The sequence below is a fragment of the Ochrobactrum sp. S1502_03 genome (assembly GCF_044435015.1).
Lineage (GTDB): Bacteria > Pseudomonadota > Alphaproteobacteria > Rhizobiales > Rhizobiaceae > Brucella > Brucella chromiisoli.
Map to the genome: position 1 here is coordinate 55,291 of NZ_JAYEXN010000006.1, position 26,982 is coordinate 82,272.

Below are 26,982 nucleotides of genomic sequence, written 5' to 3' on the forward strand. Positions count from 1 at the left end.
ACGGCTTGAGATATTTCCGCAAGTATCAACTATTCGCTATCAGGCGAAACGGCGGCCCGCTTCGCTGCGCTGAAACTGAATAAGATCAAGCGATGGCGCATCCGCACGCAACCGTGTGAGTCCTGCATGGATTTGCCCACGATGGTGCGTTTGATGGTTGAAGAGATGGGCGAGTGCCGGGGCGACCCGCTGGCTGATCGTTCGCACATTGGTTGCTGTCATGTAGGTGAAGCGTCCAGCAAGTTGTTCAGCATTCATGCTTTCAACATATTTACAGATGCGCTCATCTTCAGCCTTTCGCATGGTGCGGAGCTTTATAAAATCATCAGTGATAATTGCATCAAGCTGGTTGGGATGGTCGCCTTCGCCGGTAAAGCGCTTCATCCAGATGCGGTCTGTGACCAGCAAGTGATTAAACGTGCGGTGTATCGATCCAAAATACAGGCCGAGATCTACTCGATAGTCGATGTCGCTCAGATCAGCCGCTGCTGAATAGAGCAAGTCATTGGCCCAGTGATTGTAATGAGCGAACATTAAAAAGTGCTGTTCCATGATTTTTCCCCCCGAAGGCATTTCCAGCAAAAGCGCACAGCGTCTTTGTATGAGATAACGCCAAAGACATAACGACAGAGCAGCTATTTTGCATCCCGAAAGACATATGACGCTCTGGTGAATCGAATTACCCTTCTATGCAGCCAATTTTCTGCTCTCTCAAGCTGATAAGCGCGTTGGGTGAGGCGCTCCCCCTTGGCAATCGGGCCTATCACGGTTATAGAACCCCACTTTCCGAATTTTCCATCATACAAGGTGTCATATGGCAATCGAACGTACTTTCTCCATGATCAAGCCTGATGCAACCCGCCGCAACCTGACCGGTGCGATTACTGCCAAGCTTGAAGAAGCTGGTCTGCGCGTTGTTGCTTCCAAGCGCGTCTGGATGAGCCGCCGCGAAGCTGAAGGCTTTTACGCAGTTCATAAAGAGCGTCCTTTCTTTGGTGAACTGGTCGACTCGATGTCTTCGGGTCCGACAATCGTTCAGGTTCTCGAAGGCGAAAACGCAATTGCCAAGAACCGTGAAGTCATGGGCGCAACCAACCCGGAAAACGCAGACGCTGGCACGATCCGCAAGGAATTCGCACTGTCGATCGGCGAAAACTCGGTTCATGGTTCGGACGCTCCTGAAACGGCTGCTGAAGAAATCGCTTACTGGTTCTCCGGTACAGAAATCGTCGGCTAATTCAGCATTTCCAGCAAAAGTGCAGCGCGGTTTTGCGTAGGATAATGCAATAAAGAAGTCAGATGGATTGAAAAAGCCCGGTCGCAAGACCGGGCTTATTTTATTGCGGCATTTGAGACGATCAAAGGCTCTGTGCAAGCCTTGCCAACTCGTCGCCGCTCTCATCAATCAGGACAAGTTTTCCAGAATCCAATTTGTATGAACGTGTTTTGCCGAGCACATCGAGGAACTTGCGTTCTTGATTCATCAGTGCAGGTGGGCACTGCATGTAGGTCGAACCAATTTCACCGAAAGAAATATTGCTGCCTGATATCGTTGCCTTGCTCATGAAACGGTTGCAACCGCCGGAGCCGCTCACTGTGCCATCGGAATCAACCATAAGAGTGGTCTGGGCAGTATCGATGACGCCGCCGCCCTGAATATCCTCTGCGAGCCAGTCTTTGCCTTCGATCCCGATTGCAACGGCATCGTCTGTGCCTTTACGGACCATAACGAGCTTGAGTTCGATGGGGGCTGTGACATTTTTGGGATCAACCGTGTAACGCTCGTCAGTGACAAACCATAAGGTATCACCGGCAGCAATGCGTGCCTGCAAGGCATAGCTGTGCTGTGGTTCGAGTTGGTCTGTATCGAAGCTGATCGCAAAGGGGATCGGTGAGCCTTGTGGTGCTTCTATCCGTGTCTCCCCAATTGTCTTGGAAGGAGCGTCCGCGCGAGAAACATCAATGAGCTGCACGATAAGGTGCGCTTCGGGGGGAAGCGCAATGCGCTCACGATAGGAGGCCTTGCCGCTGATTGTCTTTTCGGCAGCAATACTCGCGGTTGGCATTGATGTTGTGACAAACATTGCGGCACCACCAAGCATGCCAATGCCGGCAGTGAGCGCTGCCACGATAGAAAGGGTTTTTGTCAGACCTTTTGCCATTGCCAAATTTAAAACTTTCGTTCCCCCAATTTTTAGTCATGCGGCTGCAGACATGTTACCGGATGTTCAAGGCAACCGAATTCGCGCGACACCATGACGAATGAGGCAAACATTAACCGTTGCTTCATGTGAAAATTGTGGCGGTGTGATTTTATGCCGTCAATAGTTCCCATATTTTAGGGGGTTAAATAGTTAATTCGCCATTAAATGCGTCTTACGATATCTGATAAATTGGAAAAAGAATGTTGCGGGCGACTTCTTGGGTTCGCTTTTCAGTCTTTCTGCCAGCGCTGGCGGCTTTGCTCGTCTTTGGCTTTTGATTCGACCCAGCCGCCGATTTTTCCATCCATCAGATGCTCGCGCTTCCAGAAGGGGGCTCCGGTTTTCATGAAATCCATGAGATAGGATGCGGCCTCAAAGGCCACCTGACGATGCAACGATGCTGTGACAACGAGAACGATGTTTTCGCCGGGCTTGATAAGGCCGTAGCGATGAATGATCGAAACGCCACAGAGCGGCCAACGCGCTATCGCTTGCTCCGCGATGCGGCGAATCTCCGCCTGTGCCATGCCGGGATAATGTTCAAGTTCAAGCGCGGCAAGCGTACCGCCTTCATCGCGACAAAGGCCCGTGAAGCTGACAATCGCACCTATATCCGTCCGACCATCGCTAAGCTTTCGGACTTCCACGGCCATGTCGAAGTCGGCATCACGGATATCAATGAAGAGAGGGCAGATGTCAGGCTGCACCATTTCAACCACCGGTCATAGGTGGAAAAAGCGCCACTTCATTGCCGTCTCTGACCAGTTCATCATGGTCAGCGTGCTCCTGATTAATCGCGGCGCGAATAACCATTTCATGCTCAAGCGCAGCGTCATATTCTTCGCCAAGGCTTTTGAGGTGTGCGATCAGATCTCCGACGGTGATTGTCTCGCAGGCAAGTTCGATGGCTTCCTCTCCCTTGCCGATCTTTTCACGCACCCAGGCGAAATAGACGAGCTTAATGCGCATAATTATCAATCCATGACGTGCTTAAGGCCTGCGCGGAAATAATCCCAGCCCGTGTAGAGTGTCAGGATTGCAGAAATCCAAAGCAGAACAATGCCGATCTCAGTCGTATAGGGCAGGATTTTTTCGCCAGCGGGCCCCGCCAGCAGAAAGGCCAGAGCAACCATCTGTGCGGTTGTCTTCCATTTTGCTAGTTTCGAAACCGGTACGCTGACTTTCAGCTCGGCAAGATATTCACGCAGTCCCGAAACAAGAATTTCACGGCAGAGAATGATGATGGCTGCCCACAGCGTCCATCCGGCGATGGTGCCATCGGCTGCCAGCAGCAAAAGACATGCCGAAACCAGAAGCTTGTCAGCGATTGGGTCAAGCATACGGCCGATGGTCGATGTTTGCTGCCAGATGCGGGCAAGATAACCATCAAAGAAATCAGTGATGCTGGCGATGGCAAAAATTGCCAGTGCGGTCCAGCGCGACGTGTCACTTGATTGAAGACTGCCCTCCACAAAAAAGCACAAAACGACAAGTGGCACGGCGATAATCCGTGCGTAAGTCAGTATGTTTGGCAAGGAGAGAGTGTGATTTTTCCGCATAGCACCGTCGCATTCGTTATTCGTGCACAACAACAGGGATGACCGAGAAAATCAACACCTGCTCATGTGTTCTTCCGGGACGTAATGACGCCCTTGGAGGAATAGTTGCCGAAACCCGGACAAAATTACGTCATCGGTCGTGAAAATGATCGTGAATCGTGCGCGCCATGGCTTCCGATATGCCATCAATCTGCATCAGGTCTTCAATCGCCGCTCTGGAAACGGCTTTGGCCGTGCCGAAATGGTGGAGAAGGGCACGCTTGCGCGTTGGACCGATTCCCGAAATTTCATCAAGCGGATTGGCGACCATTTCTTTTTTGCGGCGCGCGCGATGCGTGCCGATGGCAAAGCGATGGGCTTCATCGCGCATACGCTGAATGAAATAGAGCACAGGATCGCGCGGTGGCAGCGTAAAGGCCGGCTTGCCTTCCACGAAAAAGCGTTCCCGTCCCGCTTCGCGATCAACGCCCTTGGCAATGCCGATGGCCGTCACAAGATGGCTGATACCCAGTTCACCAAGAATCTGGCGCACCGCGCCCACTTGCCCCTGACCACCATCGATAAGCACGACATCCGGCCATGAAGGGAAGGCGTCGTTGGTTTCCGCATCGCTTACAGGCTCAGGCTCGCCATGTTCCTTGACCAGCCGTGAAAACCGCCGTTCGATCACTTCGCGCATCATGCCAAAATCATCGCCCGGCGTGATGTCCGTCGATTTAATATTGAACTTGCGATACTGATTCTTCACGAAGCCTTCCGGTCCGGCAACGATCATACCGCCGACAGCATTCGTTCCCATGATATGCGAGTTATCATAGACCTCGATGCGGCGTGGTACATGCGGCAGGCCAAAGGTTTCGGCCAGCCCTTTGAGCAACCGTGTTTGCGAAGACGTCTCGGCCAATCGACGTCCCAGTGCTTCGCGGGCATTGGTCAAAGCGTGATCAGTTAGCTCTTTCTTTTCGCCACGTTGCGGCACAGTGACGTGAACGCGATGATTGGCTCGGGTGGATAAGGCTTCTGCGAGAAGCGTCTGATCCTCAATGCTTTGCGAAAGCAGAACCAGCTTCGGGCAGGGCTTGTCATCATAAAATTGCGAAAGGAAGGCACCGAGAACCTCCGCAGGTCCGAGCGAGCTGTCGGCTTTCGGGAAATAGGCGCGGTTGCCCCAGTTTTGGCCGGTGCGGAAGAAGAAGACCTGAATACAGGTCATGCCGCCTTCCTGATGGATGGCAAACACATCGGCTTCTTCGACAGTCTGCGGATTGATGCCCTGATGCGATTGCACATGTGAAAGCGCTGAAAGGCGATCACGATAAACGGCTGCATGTTCGAAATCGAGATCAGCAGATGCCGCCTGCATGGCTTTTGCAAGATGGTCTTTGACGTTCTGGCTTTTACCCGACAGGAAGGCTTTGGCTTCGCTCACAAGCTCTGCATAACCCTCGTCGCTGATCTCATGCGTGCATGGGCCCGAACAACGCTTGATCTGGTAAAGCAGGCAGGGGCGGGTGCGTGTTTCGAATACTGAATCTGTGCAGGTGCGCAGCAAAAAGGCGCGCTGCAATGCATTGATTGTGCGGGTAACAGCACCGCCGGACGCAAATGGTCCGAAATATTCTCCCTTGCGCGTGCGGGCGCCGCGGTGCTTGAAAATGCCGGGTGCGCGGTGGTTTCCGCTCAACAGAATATAGGGAAATGACTTATCGTCACGCAGCAGCACATTAAATCGTGGCCGCAAACGCTTGATAAGATTCGCTTCAAGCAGCAGCGCTTCCGTCTCCGTGCGGGTGACAACAAATTCCATTGTTGTCGTTTCGCTGATCATGCGTGTGATGCGGTTGGAATGTCCAATGCCGCGCGCATAATTGGAAACGCGTTTTTTCAGACTGCGCGCCTTGCCAACATAGAGGACATCGCCGGCGCTGTTAAACATCCGATAAACGCCAGGATTGTTTGGCAGATGCCTCACGAATGCATTGATGATGTCGGCGCCGCTCAGGCCTTTTGTATCCGGCAGCCCTTCCGATGAATCCCACTCAATAGAATCGGCAATCGGTGCGACAGGCACGATCCCTTCCAGATCGCCGTCATCGTCTTCATCCATGTCTGCATCATCGATGACAATGCCAGCCGCATCCTCTTCATCATTCGATGGCAGGTTTGGAGCATCGTCATGGGGCTTGCGCGGGTCATTCATTCCGTAATTCCTGCTATATCCGGCGTTTCCCACGCCAGATGCTGCCCACTATCAAGCGCGATCATCTGTCCTGTCACCGATCGGCTTTCCCAGAAGTAGCGAATAGTACGTCCAAATTCTGACAAATCGGGCGCGCGTGCCAACGGCAGACGGCTGACCTGCAACTCAAAATCATCCACGCTCTGCCTCTCGCTGGGAAGTGTGGGGCCAGGAGCTATGGCATTGACCCGAATGCGCGGGGCCAGCGCCTGCGCCAGCGTTTTTGTGGCGTTCCACAACGCAGTTTTAGAAAGCGTATAGGAAAAGAATTGTGGATTGAGCTTCCAGACGCGCTGGTCAATCACATTGATAATAAGGCCATCGCTGCCATCGGGGAGGGCTTTTGCCATTTCTTCAGCGAGAATCACCGGGGTTTTCAGATGAATTGCAAAGTGGCGATCCCAAAGCTGCATATCGAGACTGCCAACCCGATCATCTTCAAACAATGAGGCATTGTTAACGAGCAGACGAATCGGCCCAATCTTGTTGGAAGCCCGTGCGATTAAACCTCTAACATCATTCTCATCGGCAAGATCAGCTTTGACAATGCAGGCCTTTCCGCCTTTTGCCATGATCTGATCCGCAAGAACACGAGCTTCTTCGGCGGAACGATTATAGTGAATCGCGACAGGAAAACCCAGAGCAGCCAGGTCTTCCACCATGGCTTTGCCTATGCGCCGTGCCCCGCCGGTCACCAGAACTGGGCAAGTTGCAAGCGGATTGGTTTGCGGATTTTCCAACAGGGTAAACACTTTCTTATCGTGATTCATCGCTTCGATTCTTGCCATCTTACCGGGAAAAATACAGCGTAAAACTGAAACTCTGATGACCTCCACTGACAAAAAACTAACAAATTCAGTGGTTTCAGTTTCATCACCTTGTCTTCAAGCAACGCTTTCGGTGTTGCAAGCCGTAATATAGGGGCAATATCGAGGCGTTGCCAGAATGCAACATCACAGTTTTGCCATGTTCTCGACAGGTTCTTTCCACAGAAGCGGAAAGATCATGCCGCAATTACCAACGATATGTCTGTCCTGTCAGCGCGGCATGGATGGATCACTCCCAATTGCTGTCCGCCCGATAAGGGACCGCGCTAAAGGTAATTTATTGAAGGAGAATGCAATGCGCACTCTTAAGTCTCTCGTAATCGCCTCGGCTGCGCTGCTGCCGTTCTCTGCAACTGCTTTCGCAGCAGACGCGATCATGGAACAGCCTCCTGTTCCTGCTCCAGTTGAAATGGCTCCTCAGTACACCTGGGCCGGCGGTTACACTGGTTTGTACCTCGGCTACGGCTGGAACAAGGCGAAGAACGAATCGTCCGTTTTCAGCGATCCTACAATTAAGCCTAATGACTGGAAAACCGGTGCTTATGCTGGCTGGAACTTCCAGCAGGATCAGTTCGTATACGGTGTTGAAGGTGACGCAGGTTACTCTTGGGCTAAGAAGTCCCGCGATGGTCTGGAAGTTAAGCAGGGCTTTGAAGGCTCGCTCCGTGGCCGTCTCGGTTACGACCTGAACCCAGTTATGCCTTACGTAACTGCTGGTGTTGCTGGTTCGCAGATCAAGCTCAGCAATGCTGTTGACGACGAAAGCAAGTTCCGCGTTGGTTGGACAGCAGGCGTTGGTATGGAAGCTAAGCTTACCGACAACATTCTGGGCCGCGTTGAATACCGCTACACCCAGTTCGGTAACAAGACCTACGACCTCGGCAACGAATCGGTTCGTAACAAGCTCGACACACAGGACGTTCGCGTCGGTATCGGCTACAAGTTCTAATGACTTCGTAATTGAACGAAAAAACCGGGCAGGAAACTGCCCGGTTTTTTTATTTTATTTTTTAAGCGTGAGGCAGCAGCTTTGAGAGTTCGGGGTGCAGCTCTTCGAACCGCTTCATCCAGCGCTTGAGCTTTGGCCGTCCACGCTCCCATTTGCCTTCAAAGCGCAGCGCCAGATAACCGAGCGTGGCCGCCAGGGCCAGATGGCCACCATGCAACTTAGCCGCAAGACGCGGCGGGGCTTCGTTTAAAAGATCAAGCGCACGTTCAGCCTTGCGCCATTGCAGGTCGAGCCAGGGCTGATGAATTTTGTCTTCAGGACGTGAGCGGCGCTCATAGACATGGGCGAGAAGGACGTCAGACAGGCCATCCGCGATGGCTTCAAAGCGTTCGGCATCGGTACGCTTTTCTGCATTGCGCGGGAAAATTTTGTTGCCTGATACGCGATTAAGGTACTGCATAATCGCACGGCTATCGAAAACACTCTTTCCGTCATCGGTGATGAGTGTTGGAATTTTCCCAAGTGGATTGGCGTTGATAAGATTTTCTGGCTCAGCAGAGGTTGTCACAACCACGCTTTCAAATGGAACTTGTGCATAAGCGGCGGCCATTCTTACCTTCGCGCTATAGGGCGAGGCGGGAGAATAAAGGATCTGAGTCATTATTATTCCTGAGGTTAAGATTATCGCGTCGCTGGCATCAGAACGGAACGGCTGCGACATGCATTATTGTTAATTTGTTCGCAGGGCCGAAATTTAAGGTCTTTCGTCATGCAGATTCGGACTTCCTGCAAATAATTTCGATTGCAGGAAATGGATATACCATCCTGCTTCATGCCCGGATTAGCCGCAATGAAGGCCTTTTCCACCAGCATAGGATCAACGCGGCGCGAGATCGCAAGATTGCGGAGGCTGGGCGGAATGTTCACTTGCTCATAAGCCTGACGGATTGTCGAAAAATATTCGTCCTGCGCAAGACCTGAACAGCTTCCATGCTTGCGCCACTGATGCGCAATCAGACCTGTCGATGGCATAATGTCGGATACGCTGGAAACAATTTGCCGGGGAACGAAACTGCCGCGACTGCGGCTATTGTCCAACTGGCAATTGGCCGGATAGCCCCATTCGTTCTGCGGCCAAAGACCATGCACGACGAAGCCGAAGGGGCGCGACGTCCCGCATTGCTGTTTGTTGGCTCTTGGCCCTTCAAGAGTGCAATAGCTTGGCGACCATGAAAGGGAGAGAACATAGAAATCGAAATCACCGGGGCGGCTATTGCCCCGGTCCTGCGCCATTGCTGATAGCGCTGAAAGGGAAGTGGCAAGAAGGGCGGCGGTTATCGCCGCCAGTTTGCGCAGCATCGCTGACACGATCAGCGCAGGACGCGGCAGCTGGCGTCGAAGACATACCAGCGGTCAAAGCCGTCGACGCAGAATTCAACATTGCTGCCCACGCCTGCAAAGCCCTGGCCTTCTTCAACCAGGTACCAGACCGGGCGATACTGGCCATCGCTCAAAACGGCTGTTGCCTTACAATAGGTGCGCTCAATCTGGGCCGGATTGTTTTTTGGCTCATAGCGTGTGAGACGAACATCGCTCATCGCGGTTATGCCAACCTGCGGCAGATGTGGCACATGGCGAACCTGATAGCCGAAATCAGAAACCACGCGGCGCAGTACGCTTTGCTGATTGCACAAACCTGCATCGCCAACAACGGCTGGTGCCGGCGCCAAATAGTCGGCAGCACTTGCGGGCAGGGAGGCAAACGTCAGCGGAATGGCCGAAGCAGAGAGAAATGCTGCCCTAGAAAACTGTCCGATGCGATCCAACTTGCGTTGCATATCTCTATCCTGTCTTACAATTCGAGCATGACGCTCGCTTTTCAAACTCAGGTGCAGTTTCTTTCAGCAATGGCCAGCGGTCAAGTGCGATCCGTCTCGCTGCGTATCCATTGAATGCTGAAATTGCTCCCCTTTTCTTCCGCAAGTAATTTGGTAAGGCAGGGAAGCAGGATTTGCATCTCACTTTCGAGTGTGTAAGGCGGATTGACGACAATCATCCCGGTCCCATCAAGGCGCGGTTCGGAAGATGGTGCGCGAATCGCAAGCTCGATCTTCATGATTTTCGGGATCTCGGTTTCCCGCAGGCGCTTTGTGAATCGGTCAGTCTCTTTCCGGTCTTTGACCGGATACCACAGCGCATAAGTCCCGCCGGGAAAGCGTTTGTAAGCCTTCACAAGCCCATCGACGAGACGATCAAACTCGCCTTCTATCTCGAATGGCGGATCGACCAGAACAAGCCCACGCTTTTCTTTGGGCGGCATATGCGCTCCAAGCGACAGCCAGCCATCAAGCGCAATGACCCGCGCCTGATAATCACCATCAAACAGTTTCGCCAGTTTCTTGGCATCCTGCGGATGCAGCTCCAGCGCCGACAGACGATCCTGTTTGCGCAGAAGATGGCGCGTAAGAAGCGGCGAGCCGGGATAGTGTTTCAGCTCATTGCCCTTATTGACCGACCGAACGGCATCGAGATAAGGCTCAAGCAGTTCGATTGCTTGTGGCGGGATTTCAGCCTTTTCAACGGCATCCATGATGCGGCGAATACCGCCGATCCATTCGCCAGTCTTGCCGGCCTCCGTGCCACGCAGATCATAGAGGCCTATGCCTGCATGGGTATCGACCACGCGGAAGGCTTGTTCCTTGCGCTTGAGATATTCGATGATGCGGGAAAGGATGACGTGTTTGACGACATCGGCAAAGTTCCCGGCGTGATAGGCGTGACGGTAATTCATATTCGCGCTTGTTTCATGCCTCGTCGCTTTCGGCAATATCCCAGTGCTGCGAAATGTGAGATACAACGCTCATCATCTGCTCTTATTCGAGTCGTGTCTTTCATGTCCGGTACTGTTCTGCTGATTGTCCTTTGCGGCGCGTTTTTCCACGCAAGTTGGAACGCTATTGTTAAAGGAGGGGGCGACAAGTTTTTTGCCGCTGCCTGTGTGGTCGGCGCAGCCGGACTGATTGCAGTTTTCTTTCTGCCATTTCTGCCTTTACCGCATCCCTCAAGCTGGATCTATATTGCGCTTTCGACCATCACGCAGATATTCTACATGTCGCTGGTCGCCGCCGCCTATAAATCAGGCGATATGAGCGAAGCCTATCCGATCATGCGCGGAACGCCGCCTTTGCTGGTGGCGCTGGTCAGTGCACCGTTGATTGGCGAAACTATCGGTTTGGGTGGCTGGATTGGCGTTATGCTGATTTGCGCTGGCGTTCTGGCCATGGCGCTGGACGCGCGAAGGCGCAATGGTGGCACATCAAGCATGACGGCTTTGCTTGCGCTTACAAATGCGGGGTTTATCGCAGCTTACACCATCATTGATGGTGTGGGCGTGCGGGCATCGGGGCATACTTTGTCCTATACGCTCTGGCTGTTTCTGGTGAACGCATTTCCACTGGCGGGCTGGGCTCTGTATCGTGAGCCGGATCGCTTCTTGCATTATATTCGAAACCACTGGCGGCCATCGCTGATCGGCGGTTTAGGCACTTTGTTATCGTATGGTCTTGCGCTATGGGCCATGACGATGGCCCCAATCGCTGTTGTTGCTGCTCTGAGAGAAACAGCTATCTTGTTTGGTATTCTTATTTCTGCATCCATTCTCAAAGAGAAAATTGGCTTGCCGCGTTTTCTGGCCGCAGGGCTGATCGTATTGGGTGCAATTACGCTGCGATTGGCTTAAAAAGCATTATGAGCCAGACGTCCCCCAAAACGAATATCAAAATCGGACATTCCGCTTGTCCGCATGATTGTCCCTCCACATGCGCACTCGATATTGAGTTGCTGGATGAGCGAACGATTGGCCGCGTGCGCGGCGCAAAAGACAATAGCTATACCGCAGGCGTGATCTGCGCCAAGGTCGCGCGCTATGCTGAACGTGTGCATCACCCGGATCGCTTGAAACATCCGCTTATTCGTGCAGGCCGCAAGGGGGATGGCGAATGGAAACAGACATCTTGGGAAGCAGCCCTTGATCTGATCGCCGAGCGCTTTCTCAAAGCCGAAGAGACATATGGCAGTGAAAGCGTCTGGCCTTATTATTACGCGGGTACGATGGGGCTTGTGCAGCGCGATTCCATCAATCGTCTGCGTTATGCCAAGCGCTATTCAAACCAGTTTGACAGTTTCTGCACCAATATGGCTTGGACCGGCTACTTTGCTGGCACCGGCAGCCTGACGGGGCCAGACCCGCGCGAGATGGCAAAGGCGGATGTGGTTGTCATCTGGGGCACCAATGCCGCCGCCACACAGGTTAATGTGATGACCCATGCGGTGCGGGCACGCAAGGATCGCGGTGCCAAGATCGTGGTCATCGACATCTACGCCAATGCGACTGTGCGTCAGGCCGATATGGGCATCGTGCTGAAACCCGGCACCGATGGCGCTTTTGCCTGTGCGGTTATGCATGTGCTGTTTCGTGATGGTCTTGCCGACTGGGATTATCTCAACCGCTACACCGACGATCCAAAAGGGCTGGAGGCCCATCTTTCAACCCGCACACCGGAATGGGCCGCTGAAATCACCGGCTTAAGCGTGGAGGAAATCGAGGCTTTCGCGCATCTGGTGGGCAAGACCAGACGGACCTATTTCCGTCTTGGCTACGGCTTTACGCGTCAGCGCAATGGTGCGGTTAACATGCATGCGGCGGCATCGATTGCCTGTGTCACTGGTGCTTTCCAATATGAAGGCGGCGGCGCATTTCATTCCAATGCGGGCATCTTCAAGATGGACAAGCGTGAGATCGAAGGCAGCACTATGCAGGATAAAAGCCTGCGTTTCCTTGATCAGTCGAAGATCGGGCGCATTCTCACAAGTGACAGCGAAGCGCTCTACGGCGGTCCGCCTGTGATGGCAATGCTGATCCAGAACACCAATCCGATGAATGTGACGCCTGAACAGCGCCTGGTGCGTCAGGGCTTTGCGCGTGAAGACCTGTTTGTTGCAGTGCACGAGCAGTTCATGACGGATACGGCCAAAATGGCCGATGTTGTTCTGCCTGCCACGACCTTTCTCGAACACGACGATATTTACCGTGGCGGCGGTCAGCAGCACGTGGTCTTAGGGCCGAAACTGATCGAACCTCTTGCAGAGGCTCGCCCCAATGTCTTTGTTATCAATGGGTTGGCGGAGCGACTTGGCGTTGCGCATCTGCCGGGCTTTAACGTCGACGAACGCACATTAATCGACAATATGAACACCAACAGCGATCTTCCGCATTTCGATGAATTGAAGGAAAAGCGCTTTGTCGATATGCAACCACCCTTTGAGGAAGCGCATTATATCAAAGGCTTCAAATGGCCGGATGGCAAGTTCCGCTTCCGCCCGGACTGGACCGGTAGCCCAGCACCCAATAAGCCGCCTGAAGTCATGGGGCTGCAAGGGCCGCATCATTCAATTCCAGAGTTTCCGGACTATTGGAATGTGATTGAGGCAGTCGATGATGAACATCCGTTCCGACTGGCCACATCGCCGGCTCATAATTTTCTCAATTCAACGTTTGCCGAAACACCCACCTCTCTTGCCAAAGAAATCCGGCCGGAACTTCTCATCCACCCGGATGATGCGGCTCAACTGGATATTGCGGATGGTGAGCGGATTGAAATTGGCAATCATCGCGGCGAGGTCGTGCTTCATGCCGTGCTGCGTGCCGGTCAAAAGCGCGGCGTTGTGGTGTCGGAGGGCATTTTCCCGAATTCGACCTTCGAGCGCGGTGAGGGGATCAATACGCTGATCGGTGCTGAGCCTGCTGCGCCATATGGCGGGCTTGCGGTTCATGACACCAAAATCTGGATCAGAAAGCTTTCATAAAATAAAAAAACCGCGCTTAATTTAAGTTAAGCGCGGTTTTTGCTTGTATCAGACCGGATTAGCCTGCGTAGTTCAGCTTAAGCTTCGAGAGGCCAACAGCTGCATTGAGACCCTTCTGCCCTTGAAGCGAGATAGGCTGCAACGAGATGGTTTTCCATGAGCCGCCGGTCAGGATATTGGTGCCTGCGCCGATGCCAATTGCGGCATTTGCCGATGCGCCAACATAACGGCCCTTGAGCGCGCCCTCTGGGCGAACAGTTGGAGCCCACACCGCCCAAGCCATCGTGCCGCCATTGATAAAGCCAATATCAACGCCAATTTTGGTGATATTGCCTGTGTAATGCTCAATGGGACCACGGCCGCGAACGGGCTTGAATACGCAATTTACGTCCTGCTGGCTTCCAATGATCACACCAATTGCCGGGGAAATATCGCAAGTCAAAGTGCCAACTTCCGAACGCGGCTGTGTACGGCCTGAGCCGGGAGCGGCCACGAAGTCAGCGGCAAGTGCCGGGGCCGTCATTGCGATGCCTGAAGCAACGGCCATAGCTGACAGGAATGAAGTCGAAAAACGGAGAGACATGATTTTGTCCTCTAATAAACACATACTGAAAGAGACGCTTATGCGACTCTCATAGGGTTGCCGAAGCAGCTTCCCTTACGCACCCGAATTAGGGCATTTTCGCGAGAATTAAAGTTTTGTTAACGAAAAAATTGGGGTGTGATTAATTTGTCGCGCTTCATTGTGCATTGCCGGTCAGGCGCTGATTACCATTGCATCTTGTGACAGGCTCGTTTCCACGTCACCACTGGCAAACTTTTTGAGCGCCAAAGCGTAGACCTTGTGCTCTGCCTTCAGCACACGGGCAGCAAGCGTGCTTTCCGTGTCTCCATCAATAATCGGCACTGCGGCCTGCGCCAGAATCGGACCTTCATCCATGCCTTCCGTCACCAGATGCACGGTACAGCCAGCAAGCTTCATCCCTGCGTCAAGGGCACGCTGATGCGTGTGCAGGCCCGCAAAAAGCGGCAGCAGTGAAGGATGGATGTTGAGGATACGGCCCTCATAAGGCGCAATAAATTTTGCAGAGAGAAGCCGCATATAACCTGCAAGGCAGAGAATGTCCGGGTTTAATGCTGCAAGCGCTTCAAGGATAGCGCCTTCATGCGCTTCCTTGGAAGCATAATCCTTGCGATAGAACACCTGCGTCGCGATGCCTGCGGCTTGCGCTTTTGCAAGGCCGCCGGCATTAGGCTTGTCGGAAAAGACCGAGATAATTTCAGCCGGAAAATCGGGTGCCTGAGCAGCGCGGATCAGCGCCTCCATATTGGAGCCGCCACCCGAGATGAAAATGACGACCCGCTTGCGGGTCATAGCGCCAAAGTGCCCTGATAAACAACGCCTTCGCCTTCGCGCTTGACCATGCGGCCGAGCGTAACAACGTTTTCGCCTTCCTTGGCGAGCGCGGCAACCACGTCTTCCACCTTGTCGGGCGAGACCACAGCAATCATGCCGATGCCGCAGTTAAACGTGCGCAGCATTTCGAGCGGTTCGACGCCGCCGGTCTTGGCAAGCCAGGAGAAAACGGCCGGAACATCGATTGCATCAAGATTGATTTCGGCTGCAAGACCATCTGGCAGAACGCGCGGAATATTGTCCGGAAAACCACCGCCTGTGATATGCGCCAATGCCTTGATGCCATCCGACGCTTTGATTGCTGCAAGCAGAGGCTTTACATAAATGCGGGTTGGCTCCAGCAGGGCTTCACCAAGCGTTGCGCCTTCCTTGAACGGCGCATCCGATTTCCAGCCAAGACCGGATATTTCAACGATGCGGCGCACCAGCGAGAAACCGTTGGAGTGAACGCCTGATGACGAAAGGCCGAGAATAATATCGCCTTCGGAGACATCGCCGCGCGGCAGCAGGCGATTGCGTTCTGCGGCACCAACCGCAAAGCCAGCAAGATCATAATCGCCATCGCGATACATTCCCGGCATTTCAGCGGTCTCGCCACCGATCAGCGCACAGCCAGCCTGAAGGCAGCCTTCTGCAATGCCGGAGACAATGGCGACACCCTGATCAGGCGACAGCTTGCCGGTCGCGAAATAATCGAGAAAGAACAGCGGCTCTGCGCCCTGTACGACAAGATCGTTCACGCACATGGCAACAAGGTCAATGCCAACGGTGTCATGCTTGTCTGCATCGATTGCAATTTTCAGCTTGGTGCCAACACCGTCATTGGCTGCGACCAGCACTGGATCGGTAAAGCCTGCGGCCTTGAGATCGAACAGGCCGCCGAAGCCGCCAATTTCCCCATCAGCGCCGGGACGGCGTGTCGAGCGCACAAGTGGCTTGATCTTGTCGACCATCAGATTGCCCGCATCAATATCGACGCCAGCCTCCGCATAGGTCAGTCCATTTTTTTGGGCGGGGTTATTTTCAACGGTCATGACCTGCTCCTGGAGATTGGGCGGGAATAATTAAGCGCGCAATGACATGAGATTGCCTGTCCTGCAAGGCCGCAGAGCCGGAAAAGCACAAAACAACGCAGGAATCTGCGGAAAATCACGACCTTGTGGGTTGCCAGCCACGTTCAAACTTGCACCGCGCACATCCATTGCAATCTTTCTGCGTTGGACTAACTATCATCCTCGCCCAGTGCTTATAACAATAGTAATATGACTATTTATCGGACAAGCTCACAACCTGCCTTTTCAGAGAATGGATGAATATGGCCAAGAAACCAGCGCCCGTGACCGATGCCACGAGCAAAACCATACAGCAATCGGATGCTGTGGCGCGTGATGGCGACATTCACGTCAATGTCGAAGTCGGTGGCTTCACCGGTTCGGTCGTGCGTCGTCAGGCCATGTTCTGGACATGTGCCATATTGGTGTTCATCCTGTTTTTGGTCGTGTTCAGCCCGGTTCTGCTGCCATTTGTGGCCGGTATGGCTTTGGCTTACTTCCTTGATCCGGTTGCGGACCGGCTGGAGAAGTTGGGATTGTCGCGGCTGGCCGCAACCATTTTCATCCTGCTCGTTTTTCTGATCATACTTGTGGTCGGGCTGATGATCATCATTCCGATTTTGGCTACGCAGCTCGTGGATTTGATCGGCAAACTACCCGATTACATTTCGCAGCTTCAGGCATTGATGGCGAATGAAAATTCCCAGTGGCTCAAGCGTTATATTGGCATCGACAGCTCAGTCATTCAGGAGAATCTCAGCTCGCTGCTCCAGCAAGGGGCTGGTTTTCTTTCCACTTTGCTGCAATCCCTGTGGAATTCGGGGAAATCTCTGATCGATATTGCAGGCCTTTTCATCGTCACGCCCGTGGTTGCGTTCTACATGCTGCTCGACTGGGATCGCATGGTTGATCGTATCGATTCATGGGTGCCGCGCAGACAGCTTTATACGGTTCGCAGTATCGCGCGTGACATGGATAAGGCGGTTGCAGGCTTTGTGCGTGGGCAGGGTACTTTGTGCCTCATCCTCGGCACTTATTATGCCATCGGCCTGACACTCGCAGGTCTTAATTTTGGCCTGCTGATCGGCTTTTTCGCCGGCGTTATAAGCTTTATCCCCTATATCGGATCCTTTATCGGACTGGCGCTCGCCATCGGTGTTGCGCTGGTGCAGTTCTGGCCGGACTGGATTGCGATTGTGGTTGTTGCAGGGGTGTTTTTCCTGGGCCAGTTCGTGGAAGGAAATATCCTCCAGCCCAAGCTTGTTGGCTCATCGGTCGGGCTTCATCCGGTCTGGCTGATGTTTGCTCTGTTCGCCTTCGGTTCCCTGTTTGGCTTCACCGGAATGCTGGTTGCCGTGCCTGCTGCGGCGGCAGTCGGGGTGCTTGTGCGATTTGCGCTGAATCGCTATCTCCATTCTCCGATGTACGACCCGGCGTTTAAGCGTTCGCATTCCGATAAAGGGTTGTTGATCGAAGCTGGCGAGAATGCAGGCAAGGAAAAATGAAATCGAACTGTAACCCGGTTGAAAGCACAGGAGAAAGCGATGAGTGACGCCCCGCGTCAAATTCCGCTCGATCTCGTGCATCAACCCGGCTATCACCGCGAAGATATTATCGTCACGGGGTCGAACCGTGCTGCGGTGGATCTGATTGATCGCTGGCCGAACTGGGTTGCGCCGGTGGTGATCCTTGCAGGGCCGACAGGTGCGGGCAAAACGCATCTGGCAGAAGTCTGGCGTGCGGCAACAGATGCATTATTGGCCGATCCGAAAGCCATCAGCGATGATGTGGTGACGGGGGCGGCAGAATATCCGGTTTTGATCGACAATATCGGTGGAGCGGCTTTTGACGAAACAGGTCTGTTTCATCTCATAAACAGCGTCCGGCAGAACGCCGCCCTCGGACCGGGGCCGTCGCTTTTGATGACGTCGCGTCTTCTACCTGCCAACTGGAACGTCAAGCTCCCCGATCTTGCATCGCGTCTGAAGGCTGCAACAGTCGTGGAGATTTCAGAGCCGGACGATATGCTGCTTGGCGGCGTCATCCATAAACTGTTCGCCGACCGCCAAATCAGCGTCGAGCCGCATGTGGTGAGCTATCTGGTCAGCCGGATCGAGCGCTCACTTTTGTCGGCAATCCAGATTGTTGATCGCCTTGATCGCGTGGCACTTGAACAAAAAACCCGCATAACCCGCACGTTGGCCGCACAGGTTTTGTCGGATAGCGGTCACGGTGATGAATGAAGATCGCCGTCACCGGAGCCAATGGATTTATCGGAAGCGCTGTTCTTGGACATTTGGCGCAAGAAGGCCATGCAAGCCTTGCTCTGTCTCGCAATGACCTTTCAAACCCCGACTTCTATGGCGTGGATACGGTTATTCATTGTGCTGCCCTTGCGCATCGCACAGGGGCGGGCAGGCCACAGGCAGAGGCCTTTGATGCCGTTAATCATCGCCTGGCAGTTGAACTTGCCGAAAAAGCCCGACAGGCCGGTGTGCGTCGCTTCATTTTTGTCTCGACGATCTACACGATTGCACAAAACCCATCGCCGCTTACGCCGGATATGCCGCTTGCCCCGCGTGACGATTATGGACGTGCCAAAGCCAAGGCCGAAATTGCTCTGCTTGCCATGCGTGGTATCGAAGTGGTGATTGCGCGTCCTGTGCTTGTCTATGGACCGGATGCGAAGGCCAATCTGCGCGCTTTGATGCGGCTTTGCGACAGCGGCCTGCCTTTGCCATTGGGCGCTGCCAACAATCGCAGAAGTTTTGTCTCACTGGAAAATGTGGCGCGCGCCTTGGTGTTTTTGGCCAGCGCACCCTCAAATGCAGTTTCGGGCCAGATATTCCATCTTGCCGAGCCGGAACCACGTTCAACACGCGCGCTTGTATCAAAAGCACGTGCCGCGATGGGGCGTCCGTCGCGATTGCTGCCGGTGCCAGCCATTTTTATGAATATTTTGCTGACGTTGGTCGGCAGGAAGACGCTTTATGAACAGCTGTTCGGCGATATGGTCGCCGATACCGCATCATTGCTTGCAATTGGTTTTAACTATCTGCCGGGTGATCCCCAAATCGCAGCCATGGCGAAAGCTGCGCAGAAAGTTTAGTTCTTCTGTCCAACGGCCATCGGCGGCTGAATGCGTGTCTTCTGCACCACGGGCACCGCTGGGGCGGGCGCTTGTGGTTTTTTGGCAACCGATCCCGTGATCATCCCTGCGCTGTCAGGTTTGCTACGGCCACCGAGCAGCTGCTCTTCATGCACCCAGCCAATCATATTGGTCGAGGGCACAACAACACGGTGCCATCTACCTGTTTTGCCATAGGAGCGCATTTCGCGCCCTTTATCCACAGTGCCGATTGAAGGCGACTTATCCCAGGCATTTTTGTGAATGATAAGCTTCGTCTTTGCATAGACCACGGATGGCGAGTGTGCGGCTGCATTTGTACCGCGCGGCGGCATTGGCAAAGCACGTGCAGAGGCCGGGGGCGGTGGGACGAGCTTCTGCGTTGGCATCGGCGGCTTAGGCGCTTGAATGGCGGCTTGCTGCACAGGTTTGGGCTGTGCAGGCGCAACGGGTGCCGCAGGGCGAGGGACAGGACCAGCCGCGCCCGCATAATCTCTGGATTGCGTTTTCTTCTCGATCACTGCCCTTTCGGTAGGCTGTCGGGTCTCTGTCTTTGCAGGGGCAGAAGAGACGGTCTTTGGCGCACTCTGTTTGAAAAGCGCAGAAATGGCGGCTTGTGGGCTTTTATGTTGTGCCGTTGCCCACAGACTAAAAGCACCCAGACCCAATATTGCGCCGAGCGCCAATATTGGTGCGGATGAGCCTGAACTGGTTTTGCGCCCGCCTGAACGCCCACTTGAGCGTTTTGTCGGGCGGGAACTCCGTTTGCGTGGTGCCATTTCTATGTCCCCTGTCCTGCTCGTAACGGTGTCCGAATCGCGACAGGAAGACACTAGCTCGTCTTCCTTCGCATTTGGTTACTGCGGACAAGCCGAACCTAAACGGAGCGGGTGAGGCCACCATCAACGCGCAGATTTTGTCCCGTGATATAAGCGGCACCTTCAGAGGCAAGAAATGCAACGGTTGCAGCAATTTCTTCGCTGGTTCCGTAGCGCTGCAATGGCACGCTGTCGCGGCGTTCTTCGGTGGCAGGCAGGCTGTCGATCCAGCCCGGCAGAACATTGTTCATGCGGATATTGTCTGCTGCATAGGTGTCTGCAAAAACCTTCGTAAAAGAAGCAAGGCCTGCCCGAAAAACCGCCGAAGTCGGGAACATCGAGCTTGGCTCGAAAGCCCATGCAGAGGATATATTGATGATCGTGCCGGATTTCTGCTTTTGCATGTAAGGCACCACAAGGCGGCTTGGGCGCACGACGTTGAGGAAATAAGTATCAAGACCCTTGTGCCAGTCTTCATCGGTAATATCGAGAATAGGCGCACGTGGGCCATGACCGGCACTGTTGACCAATGTATCGATACGGCCCCATTTTTCGACTGCGAGATCGACGAGTTTCTTTAGATCATCCACCGACTGGTTGGAGCCGGTCACGCCAATGCCGCCCAGTTCTTTGGCAAGTGCTTCGCCTTTGCCTGAAGATGATAAAATCGCGACCGCAAAGCCATCCTGCGAAAGACGCTTTGCAGATGCAGCACCCATGCCGCTGCCGGCTGCGGTGACGATTGCTACTTTTTGTACCGACATTTCGCTATCCTTATGGGGTGAAGATGAAAGGAACGTAGCGCAGCAGCTTGAAATCCCAAGTCAATTTTCTTGAATTTAAGGTTTCATGATGCTGGTGGACAATAAAAAACGCCGCTTGCGCGGCGTTTGTTAAAAGACAGTCTGATCAACTATTCCGGTTGAGACGACGTGCTTCCCGAAAAAGAGTCAGCAGATGCGGGCTCGTCGCGTTTCTGGCGCAATTCTTTTTGCTGAACGGCATCCCGAAATGCTGCCCATTCATTTTCGTGACGACGGTAAAGCGCATCTGAATTCTGCATATCCATTTCGATACTCCCGATTTTCGAGCCTCTGTTGACTTGACAAGCCAATTAACACGGACCGCGAAAAATAGTTGCATCACAAACGGTAAGCGATTGAAATCTTAATCGATTTATATGTTTTTAACTCGATTAAGTATCCGACAAATGTGGATATTAGACGCGCATTTCAGACTAAGGGATTAGTTCTCCTGAATGGAGACACCATTTTCTCCGATTTTCATCTCTATACCGGAAGGCTTCGTTTCTTCCTGATAGGTATAGACCGCGAATCCGGCCACGATGACGATAAGAGCACCTATAACCAGATAAAGACCGTTGCGATTCACTCTGAAACTCCTGAAAATGTGAAGATGCAACTGAAACGCCCCAGCCTGGTGATTTGTTCCGACTTTTTGTTTAAACCAAAAACGCCAATAAGCGTATGAATGTGAATAAAATTCGCAAAGGCACTTTTTATCGCTTGCTTTATTTCTGTCGATTAACTAGGGAAGGGCCGCTTACAAAGCACGGAGCGTAGCGCAGCCTGGTAGCGCACCTGATTTGGGATCAGGGGGTCGGAGGTTCGAATCCTCTCGCTCCGACCATTTTCTTCAAGACAGTTTGCAAAGATGAAGTATGTCGCAGGCAGATGCTGTGGCGTGCGCCTTTATCGCGTTGACATGATGTGATGTGTAAACTATTGCCTTGATGAAATTGTCGCCATTGATATGCGCGTCAGCAAAAGATTTGGATCAAGGTTCTTCAAATGGTTGCACGTATTTACCGTCCAGCTAAGACCGCAATGCAGTCTGGTAAAGCCAAAACAGAAAACTGGCTTCTGGAATATGAGCCGGAGAGCGCCCGCAAGGTTGAGCCTCTGATGGGCTATACATCATCCGGCGATATGAAGAGCCAGATTCGCCTGTCATTTGACAGCCGTGAAGACGCAATCGAATACGCGACCCGTAACGGCATTGCTTATCGCGTGATCGAGCCGCACGAAGTGAAGCGCCGCAAGGTTTCCTATTCGGATAACTTCAGCTTCTATCGCGCCCAGCCTTGGACGCATTAACAGCTTTTCCCGGCCTCATGCTTCATGCTATGGCCGGGTTCTGATGGTGAGGTCCCGTAGCTCAGCTGGATAGAGCACCGGCCTTCTAAGCCGTAGGTCACTGGTTCGAATCCAGTCGGGATCGCCATTACTTTTCAATCGTTTATTCGATGTTCGTGCGGGAGCAGTTTACCGTTTTTTGGGGCGGTTTACAGAATAGTTGCTTTTCATCCTGCTGTTGCGTGCCTATTGGAGCGAAGCATGGATCGATAAAATGATGCTTCAACAAGATTGAAATGCATTCGAAGTCAGCGATTTCATCGTCATTTCGTTTTGGTATCAACATCAACTGCTTGTCTGGAATCTAACGGGAGCCGCACAGTGGATGGGTGGCGCATGAGAATTCCGCCTGCACCGGTATCTCCATGCAGGTGCTGGAGTTTTCCAAACAGGTGTTGCGGTATCAAGGCCGGCGGCAGCGACGACTTTCCGTTATGAGACATGAGTGGATGAGGTCCAGCCTTCGCCATCATTGTTCTCAGGTGTTGTCTGGGGACATATGGCATGTCGCCAAGCAACAGAAGCGCATGGCTCGCTCCGCGTCTTTTTACGTATTGTAACCCGGCCCTCAGGCTCTGGCTTTGCGTTGATGAGTTCTTGGGAAATAAAGGGCGTAAACCTGTGTGCCTGAATAGGCCTGCAACCGAAGGATCGCTTGCAACAATGACACCAAAACTAAATGGCAGCCCCTGGAGGGACGCTGCCACATGGGCTGCTAAGGGTTTTCCGTTATAGCGCGAAAGAAGTTTATTTCCGGCGCCAAACCGCCGGGATTTGCCAGCAGCCAAAACAAGTATTGCAATTTTTGCAGCCCCTCTCATTGCGCGTCTTCTGCATGCATGCCTGAAAACGTACCATCCGTCGCATTTTGCAATATATGCGCAAGCACCGATACGCCTAGCGTATGGGGATCACGAGTCGATGGAATAAGCCCGAGGGGAAAACGCAGCTTTTCGATATGCTCTGGCAAACAATTATGAGCGCCGAGCGTTTCGCATCGTTTCACATGGGCGCGTCTGCTGCCCTGCGAACCGACAAAAAATGCGAGGCTGCTGAGTGCCTTAGATAAAATTATCGGCTCGCGATCATGATCGTGAAAGAACGTTACAACGGCAGTTCTGTTGTCTATTTCGACATTCTCGGGCCAATTGTTTGTAACAAGAGGCGAGGCCCAGGAAAAACGCGTCAGCACGTTCGGGTCTGGCGAGAACAATTCTACCCGACAACCGGCAGCAAGCGCGAGTTCGGCAAAACAAACTGTTTCCATGCCTGTCCCAAAAATCAAAACCCTGATCTGCGGCAGGATTGTTAATTGCAGGCCCACGCCGGCCGGATTAAGTGACAAAGTTCCTTCTTCCCCCAAGCTCAGCATGGCTGGCGTTCGTGCCTTGAGTTGCGCTGCAACGACACTCAAAAGCTGTTTGTCAGGAAACGGAAAAATCTGAATATCGAGCGCTCCACCACATGGGAGAGGAACATCCCAATAAGGCGAACCGCTGCCGTAACGCACGCGCATGGCTTTGCCGGTTTCCATGGCCTTTTTCGCATTGAGCGCGACACTTTTGTCGATGCAGCCGGAGGAAAGATTTCCCCAGCTGCGACCAGAGGCATCGATCACCATTGCAGCACCGCAACGGCGATAGGATGGGCCTTCAACACCCACGATCACGGCAAGAGCGCAACATTCAGCGGATAGGGCTGGCATCAAAGGAAAGTCATTTTCGTTGATCGAAACGGCGCGCACAGCCTCTTTCGTATCCGCGAACTCAGTTTGTCCCGTTGGCTTCATGCGCGTTCCCCGCTCTTTGCCGAAGTTCCCGAAAAACTCACTCACCCAACGCTTTTTTGATCTTTTCCGGTGTGACCGGCAAATGATAAAAGCGCTTGCCTGTCGCATCGGTGATGGCGTTTCCAATGGCAGAGACAATTGGGATCATGACCACTTCTGCCAAGCCTTTTGGCGGTGAGCTGTCAGAGAGTGGGTCGAGATATTCCGCTGTCTGGGTCCAAACCGCGACATCCTTACTGCGTGGGAGCGTATAGCGATTAAAATTCCACGTCCCGTCACCCGGACCATCATCATAAAGCGGCAGTTCCTCCATCAAAGCATGGCCAATACCCATCGCGACACCGCCTTGCTGCTGGCCTGAAACCAGTTGTGGAACGATAATGCTTCCGGGATCAAGCAGGCTGTGATGCCGCATAATCTCCACTTCACCGGTAAAGCTATTGACGTTCAATTCCACAAGACAGGCCGCAGGCGTATAGGTTGTGACACCGGCATTGTTGCGCTGAACAGGCGGATAGTTGACGCTGCGGCGTTTGAGGAAATCATAGCCTCCGGTCGTCATGCGGCTTTTGAGATCGTCGGAAGCGCCATCGCCATAACGCAAGGCGAGAAGGTCGACAGGCAATTCCCGAATTCCTGTGCCGGGTATATCAAATGCGGCAGTGGCCCATTCCCATCGGCTGAAACAATGAAGCGCCACACCGGTAATCAGCCCCATTTCATGCGCCTTTTTGGCAAGGCGTTCAAACGACAGTGTTTCCATGCCGCTGCCGCCAATGCCGCCCTCCACAACACGAAGATCGCCGAGTGTCATCACACCGCTCGCTATCTGCCCACCTGAAACGCCTTCGCTCCAGATCGCGCGGGCAGCAGGCCAGAGCGTATTTTCAAACAGGAATCGTGCAGCTTGCTGTGTGCCAAAACCAAGGAAATAAGCGCTGTTGGAGGCACTCATCGCCGGAAGTGTGAACGGCACCCAAAATGGGTCCTTCTCAAGCTCATCCTGTTGGGGCTGGGTGGTTGTGTAGGGCGAGAAATTGCTGACCATGGGCAGCTCAGCGAATTCAGTCACGCCAAATTCGACGACATCAGGCACCTTGCCCAACATTTTTCTGACCATAACCTGCTGTGCAGTCGTGGCACCAGTGCCGATTTCCTGCACACAATGGCGCATTGTCAATTGACCATTTGCGTCAAATTCGAGGGCTAAGGCACTTGTGTCTGCACCGGAGCCATAATCTTTTTGCACCTGCGCAAACCCAACCCCGTAAAGTCGGCCGGGATGGGCTGAATTATACTCGGCTCTGGCTTTTTCCCGGTTAAGCCACAGAGGGTGGTTTGCAGCACGATCAAGCATTTCCACATTGCGCAAATCGCCGAGCGGTTGTGCGCCCTGGGTGTTTTCATCACCGGCATGCATGGCATTGCGGCGGCGCAATTCCACGGGATCGATACCCAATTCATCCGCAATTTCATCCACCATCAATTCGGTGATGCTCATGACCTGAATGGTGCCATAGCCGCGCATGGAACCGGCTTCGACGGCTGGTGTCGCCAGCGCTATGGCTGTGAGGTCCGATTGCGGGAAATAATAGATAGATTGTGCGGCGGTGGCAGCAACCTGTGCGACTGAGAATGAGAAATTGGCCCGCCCGCCACCGTTGCAATTGTAAAATCCTTTCAGGATTTCAAACTTTCCGCTTTTGCGATCAGCAACGATTGTTACATCCATTTCGATCGAATGGCGTTTCATCCCCAGCTGAAACTGTTCGTAACGATCATTGGCCAACCGCACGGGCAAACCACCGCCATATAAACACGCGACGAGAGAATAGAAGGGGAAGATCGAATGATCTTTTGAGCCATACCCGACTGTTGTTCCCGTCAAAAGCTTAATCGTTTCCACGGGAAACTGCTTGTTGTCCTTGACGATCAATGCCGCTACCCGTGCCACTTCAAAAGGTGACTGTGCGGCGACAATCAAATGAAGCGACCGGGTGCTGGCGTCATACCAGGCGTTGCCGTTATCAGGCTCCATGGCACTCGGATCAATGGACTGCGAAAAGCCGTGCCGCTCCAACACAAATTTGCTGTCGTCCTTGCGTGCAGCATCAATGGCTTTTTCGATGTCGGCAGCCGCATTCATGCCGCGCTGCATTGGTTCATAGTTTTCACGCGCGACAGCAAGCGGGTCACGCACGCCACCACCGCCGCGATGTTTGGTGGTCACCGAAGTGGGGACGAAAACGCCCGTTGCGCTTTCTGATGGCCATGTTGGCGTGTTGCCGTCAAAGCCGCCCCAGATCACCGAATCCTGAATCGGCGAAAAAACAGATGAGGCTGACGGCGTATCCCCGCCGATGCGCACATAACGGGCCGCGCCGTAATTGGCTGGTGGCTTTGGTCCTGTTTCAGCACCATATTTCACCACGCTCGTTTCAAAGCGCAAACGGCGTTTGGCAGCATCAAAGCGATCAAAATCGCGGTAAATGAGCAGGGCAACCGGCTGTCCGAGTAAGGGCGCGGTCTCGCCCTTGGGCAAAAGAAAATACTTTCCATAAAAGCCTTCATCCAGCCCTTCGGGTTGCGGGGCCAGAATGCCGTCGCGTTCAAGGTCTTCATGCAGGATCAGGCGATCAGGTTGTAAATCGGGACCCAGAACCGAGAGATCCACCGTCTCAAATGCGCGATCGGCTTTAGTCGCCTTGATAAAAAAGGCATGCGCCTGATTTTTTGGCCAGCCTTCGAGATCGCGGGCGCGATAATCGCGTGAGAAGGTCTTGTCACCCGTTACCTTACGAATGGCATCCCAGCGGTAGCGTGCCTTTCCATCCTGGCCCAGCCAGTCAGACGCGCTTGGGCCGGATTGTACCTCTTCTGCATGTGCTGCGGGCAGGCGTCCAATCATCACAGCAATGCCGGCAATTGTTCCCAGCTTGATAAAATTACGACGTGAAATATGTGAATCCATTATGCCCTC

General features: G+C 53.3%; 29 protein-coding genes and 2 tRNA genes. 10 read left to right on the forward strand and 21 right to left on the reverse strand.

The genetic code is table 11. From position 1 onward, the window contains the following. Positions 1 to 39: 39 nt before the first annotated feature. Positions 40 to 552 carry a DinB family protein gene (locus VBH83_RS06770; RefSeq protein WP_265983303.1) on the reverse strand — a complete coding sequence of 171 codons (513 nt, stop codon included), beginning with the start codon at positions 550 to 552 and terminating at the stop codon, positions 40 to 42. A 262-nt stretch (positions 553 to 814) separates the two neighbouring features. Between VBH83_RS06770 and ndk the strand changes: the two genes are divergently transcribed. After that, the gene (gene ndk / locus VBH83_RS06775; protein ID WP_265983304.1) at positions 815 to 1,237 is read left to right on the forward strand and encodes a nucleoside-diphosphate kinase; all 423 of its coding nucleotides are present in this window, start codon (positions 815 to 817) and stop codon (positions 1,235 to 1,237) included. A gap of 121 nt (positions 1,238 to 1,358) precedes the next feature. On the opposite strand, the gene VBH83_RS06780 is transcribed toward ndk, so the two are convergent. The 6 genes from VBH83_RS06780 to VBH83_RS06805 all read right to left on the reverse strand — a co-directional run bounded on the left by VBH83_RS06780 (position 1,359) and on the right by VBH83_RS06805 (position 6,772). Then, the gene (locus VBH83_RS06780; protein WP_396996892.1) at positions 1,359 to 2,162 is read right to left on the reverse strand and encodes an META domain-containing protein; all 804 of its coding nucleotides are present in this window, start codon (positions 2,160 to 2,162) and stop codon (positions 1,359 to 1,361) included. A gap of 272 nt (positions 2,163 to 2,434) precedes the next feature. Beyond that, positions 2,435 to 2,914, reverse strand: a complete 480-nt coding sequence (locus VBH83_RS06785; protein ID WP_265983308.1) for a molybdenum cofactor biosynthesis protein MoaE — start codon at positions 2,912 to 2,914, stop codon at positions 2,435 to 2,437. Between the two features lies 1 nt (position 2,915). After that, positions 2,916 to 3,173 (reverse strand): molybdopterin converting factor subunit 1, encoded by a 258-nt coding sequence (moaD, locus tag VBH83_RS06790; protein ID WP_265983309.1) that lies wholly within the window; start codon positions 3,171 to 3,173, stop codon positions 2,916 to 2,918. 5 nt (positions 3,174 to 3,178) lie between these two features. Continuing rightward, positions 3,179 to 3,763 carry a CDP-diacylglycerol--glycerol-3-phosphate 3-phosphatidyltransferase gene (gene pgsA / locus VBH83_RS06795; protein ID WP_265983311.1) on the reverse strand — a complete coding sequence of 195 codons (585 nt, stop codon included), beginning with the start codon at positions 3,761 to 3,763 and terminating at the stop codon, positions 3,179 to 3,181. A gap of 130 nt (positions 3,764 to 3,893) precedes the next feature. After that, entirely contained in the window at positions 3,894 to 5,963 is a 2,070-nt protein-coding gene (gene uvrC, locus VBH83_RS06800; RefSeq protein WP_265983312.1) for an excinuclease ABC subunit UvrC, read from the reverse strand. Beyond that, positions 5,960 to 6,772 (reverse strand): SDR family oxidoreductase, encoded by an 813-nt coding sequence (locus VBH83_RS06805; protein ID WP_396996894.1) that lies wholly within the window; start codon positions 6,770 to 6,772, stop codon positions 5,960 to 5,962. The genes uvrC and VBH83_RS06805 overlap by 4 nt, the downstream gene beginning before the upstream one ends. A 352-nt stretch (positions 6,773 to 7,124) precedes the next feature. Here VBH83_RS06805 and omp25 point away from each other — a divergent pair, with 352 nt between their 5' ends. After that, positions 7,125 to 7,778, forward strand: a complete 654-nt coding sequence (gene omp25, locus VBH83_RS06810) for an outer membrane protein Omp25 (RefSeq protein ID WP_265983314.1) — start codon at positions 7,125 to 7,127, stop codon at positions 7,776 to 7,778. A gap of 61 nt (positions 7,779 to 7,839) precedes the next feature. Here omp25 and VBH83_RS06815 read toward each other — a convergent pair whose 3' ends face one another. The 4 genes from VBH83_RS06815 to VBH83_RS06830 all read right to left on the reverse strand — a co-directional run bounded on the left by VBH83_RS06815 (position 7,840) and on the right by VBH83_RS06830 (position 10,569). Then, positions 7,840 to 8,439 (reverse strand): glutathione S-transferase, encoded by a 600-nt coding sequence (locus tag VBH83_RS06815; protein WP_265983315.1) that lies wholly within the window; start codon positions 8,437 to 8,439, stop codon positions 7,840 to 7,842. 20 nt (positions 8,440 to 8,459) lie between these two features. Further along, positions 8,460 to 9,137 carry a ribonuclease T gene (locus VBH83_RS06820; protein WP_396996959.1) on the reverse strand — a complete coding sequence of 226 codons (678 nt, stop codon included), beginning with the start codon at positions 9,135 to 9,137 and terminating at the stop codon, positions 8,460 to 8,462. A gap of 11 nt (positions 9,138 to 9,148) precedes the next feature. Next, positions 9,149 to 9,616 (reverse strand): phage portal protein, encoded by a 468-nt coding sequence (locus VBH83_RS06825; RefSeq protein WP_265983316.1) that lies wholly within the window; start codon positions 9,614 to 9,616, stop codon positions 9,149 to 9,151. A gap of 80 nt (positions 9,617 to 9,696) precedes the next feature. Next, on the reverse strand, positions 9,697 to 10,569 hold the full coding sequence (locus VBH83_RS06830) for a 23S rRNA (adenine(2030)-N(6))-methyltransferase RlmJ (RefSeq protein ID WP_265983318.1): 873 nt from the start codon (positions 10,567 to 10,569) through the stop codon (positions 9,697 to 9,699). 102 nt (positions 10,570 to 10,671) lie between these two features. Here VBH83_RS06830 and VBH83_RS06835 point away from each other — a divergent pair, with 102 nt between their 5' ends. Both VBH83_RS06835 and VBH83_RS06840 read left to right on the forward strand, forming a co-directional pair. Beyond that, positions 10,672 to 11,517 carry an EamA family transporter gene (locus tag VBH83_RS06835; RefSeq protein ID WP_396996896.1) on the forward strand — a complete coding sequence of 282 codons (846 nt, stop codon included), beginning with the start codon at positions 10,672 to 10,674 and terminating at the stop codon, positions 11,515 to 11,517. 8 nt (positions 11,518 to 11,525) lie between these two features. Then, positions 11,526 to 13,643: a molybdopterin oxidoreductase family protein gene (locus VBH83_RS06840; protein WP_265983320.1), complete on the forward strand. Its 2,118-nt coding sequence runs from the start codon at positions 11,526 to 11,528 to the stop codon at positions 13,641 to 13,643. A gap of 58 nt (positions 13,644 to 13,701) precedes the next feature. Here VBH83_RS06840 and VBH83_RS06845 read toward each other — a convergent pair whose 3' ends face one another. The 3 genes from VBH83_RS06845 to purM form a co-directional block, all read right to left on the reverse strand. Further along, positions 13,702 to 14,226 carry a DUF992 domain-containing protein gene (locus VBH83_RS06845; protein ID WP_265983322.1) on the reverse strand — a complete coding sequence of 175 codons (525 nt, stop codon included), beginning with the start codon at positions 14,224 to 14,226 and terminating at the stop codon, positions 13,702 to 13,704. 174 nt (positions 14,227 to 14,400) lie between these two features. Further along, positions 14,401 to 15,018: a phosphoribosylglycinamide formyltransferase gene (gene purN / locus VBH83_RS06850; protein ID WP_265983323.1), complete on the reverse strand. Its 618-nt coding sequence runs from the start codon at positions 15,016 to 15,018 to the stop codon at positions 14,401 to 14,403. Next, the gene (purM, locus tag VBH83_RS06855) at positions 15,015 to 16,094 is read right to left on the reverse strand and encodes a phosphoribosylformylglycinamidine cyclo-ligase (protein ID WP_265983325.1); all 1,080 of its coding nucleotides are present in this window, start codon (positions 16,092 to 16,094) and stop codon (positions 15,015 to 15,017) included. Before purM ends, purN begins: the two co-directional genes overlap by 4 nt. A 281-nt stretch (positions 16,095 to 16,375) precedes the next feature. Between purM and VBH83_RS06860 the strand changes: the two genes are divergently transcribed. From VBH83_RS06860 to VBH83_RS06870, 3 genes are read left to right on the forward strand one after another with little or no spacing between them, the layout of a single operon-like run. Then, a complete protein-coding gene (locus VBH83_RS06860; RefSeq protein ID WP_265983327.1) occupies positions 16,376 to 17,617 on the forward strand; it encodes an AI-2E family transporter in 1,242 nt (413 codons plus the stop codon). A gap of 39 nt (positions 17,618 to 17,656) precedes the next feature. Further along, positions 17,657 to 18,355 carry a DnaA regulatory inactivator HdaA gene (gene hdaA, locus VBH83_RS06865; RefSeq protein ID WP_265983329.1) on the forward strand — a complete coding sequence of 233 codons (699 nt, stop codon included), beginning with the start codon at positions 17,657 to 17,659 and terminating at the stop codon, positions 18,353 to 18,355. Next, complete coding sequence (locus VBH83_RS06870; protein WP_265983331.1) at positions 18,352 to 19,221, forward strand: NAD-dependent epimerase/dehydratase family protein; 870 nt, start codon at positions 18,352 to 18,354, stop codon at positions 19,219 to 19,221. The genes hdaA and VBH83_RS06870 overlap by 4 nt, the downstream gene beginning before the upstream one ends. Here VBH83_RS06870 and VBH83_RS06875 read toward each other — a convergent pair. The 4 genes from VBH83_RS06875 to VBH83_RS06890 all read right to left on the reverse strand — a co-directional run bounded on the left by VBH83_RS06875 (position 19,218) and on the right by VBH83_RS06890 (position 21,449). Then, a complete protein-coding gene (locus VBH83_RS06875) occupies positions 19,218 to 20,018 on the reverse strand; it encodes a hypothetical protein (RefSeq protein ID WP_265983332.1) in 801 nt (266 codons plus the stop codon). The two genes, VBH83_RS06870 and VBH83_RS06875, sit on opposite strands and share 4 nt — an antisense overlap. A 98-nt stretch (positions 20,019 to 20,116) precedes the next feature. Continuing rightward, positions 20,117 to 20,821, reverse strand: a complete 705-nt coding sequence (locus VBH83_RS06880) for an SDR family oxidoreductase (protein ID WP_265983334.1) — start codon at positions 20,819 to 20,821, stop codon at positions 20,117 to 20,119. A gap of 149 nt (positions 20,822 to 20,970) precedes the next feature. Continuing rightward, positions 20,971 to 21,126 carry a hypothetical protein gene (locus VBH83_RS06885; protein ID WP_396996901.1) on the reverse strand — a complete coding sequence of 52 codons (156 nt, stop codon included), beginning with the start codon at positions 21,124 to 21,126 and terminating at the stop codon, positions 20,971 to 20,973. Positions 21,127 to 21,302: 176 nt separating this feature from the next. Next, complete coding sequence (locus VBH83_RS06890) at positions 21,303 to 21,449, reverse strand: hypothetical protein (protein WP_265983337.1); 147 nt, start codon at positions 21,447 to 21,449, stop codon at positions 21,303 to 21,305. 181 nt (positions 21,450 to 21,630) lie between these two features. On the opposite strand from VBH83_RS06890, the gene VBH83_RS06895 reads away from it, so the two are divergent. From VBH83_RS06895 to VBH83_RS06905, 3 genes are all read left to right on the forward strand, one after another. Next, positions 21,631 to 21,707: transfer RNA gene (locus VBH83_RS06895), tRNA-Pro, on the forward strand. A 161-nt stretch (positions 21,708 to 21,868) separates the two neighbouring features. After that, on the forward strand, positions 21,869 to 22,174 hold the full coding sequence (locus tag VBH83_RS06900; protein WP_265983338.1) for an ETC complex I subunit: 306 nt from the start codon (positions 21,869 to 21,871) through the stop codon (positions 22,172 to 22,174). A 50-nt stretch (positions 22,175 to 22,224) separates the two neighbouring features. Next, positions 22,225 to 22,301 (forward strand) — tRNA-Arg (locus tag VBH83_RS06905). A gap of 175 nt (positions 22,302 to 22,476) precedes the next feature. On the opposite strand, the gene VBH83_RS06910 is transcribed toward VBH83_RS06905, so the two are convergent. The 3 genes from VBH83_RS06910 to VBH83_RS06920 are packed head-to-tail and all read right to left on the reverse strand — an operon-like array spanning position 22,477 to position 26,973. Beyond that, positions 22,477 to 23,034 carry a nucleotidyltransferase family protein gene (locus tag VBH83_RS06910; RefSeq protein ID WP_396996903.1) on the reverse strand — a complete coding sequence of 186 codons (558 nt, stop codon included), beginning with the start codon at positions 23,032 to 23,034 and terminating at the stop codon, positions 22,477 to 22,479. Continuing rightward, positions 23,031 to 24,002, reverse strand: a complete 972-nt coding sequence (locus VBH83_RS06915; protein ID WP_265983340.1) for an XdhC family protein — start codon at positions 24,000 to 24,002, stop codon at positions 23,031 to 23,033. Before VBH83_RS06915 ends, VBH83_RS06910 begins: the two co-directional genes overlap by 4 nt. Positions 24,003 to 24,039: 37 nt before the next feature. Further along, positions 24,040 to 26,973, reverse strand: a complete 2,934-nt coding sequence (locus VBH83_RS06920) for a xanthine dehydrogenase family protein molybdopterin-binding subunit (protein ID WP_396996906.1) — start codon at positions 26,971 to 26,973, stop codon at positions 24,040 to 24,042. Positions 26,974 to 26,982: the final 9 nt, after the last annotated feature.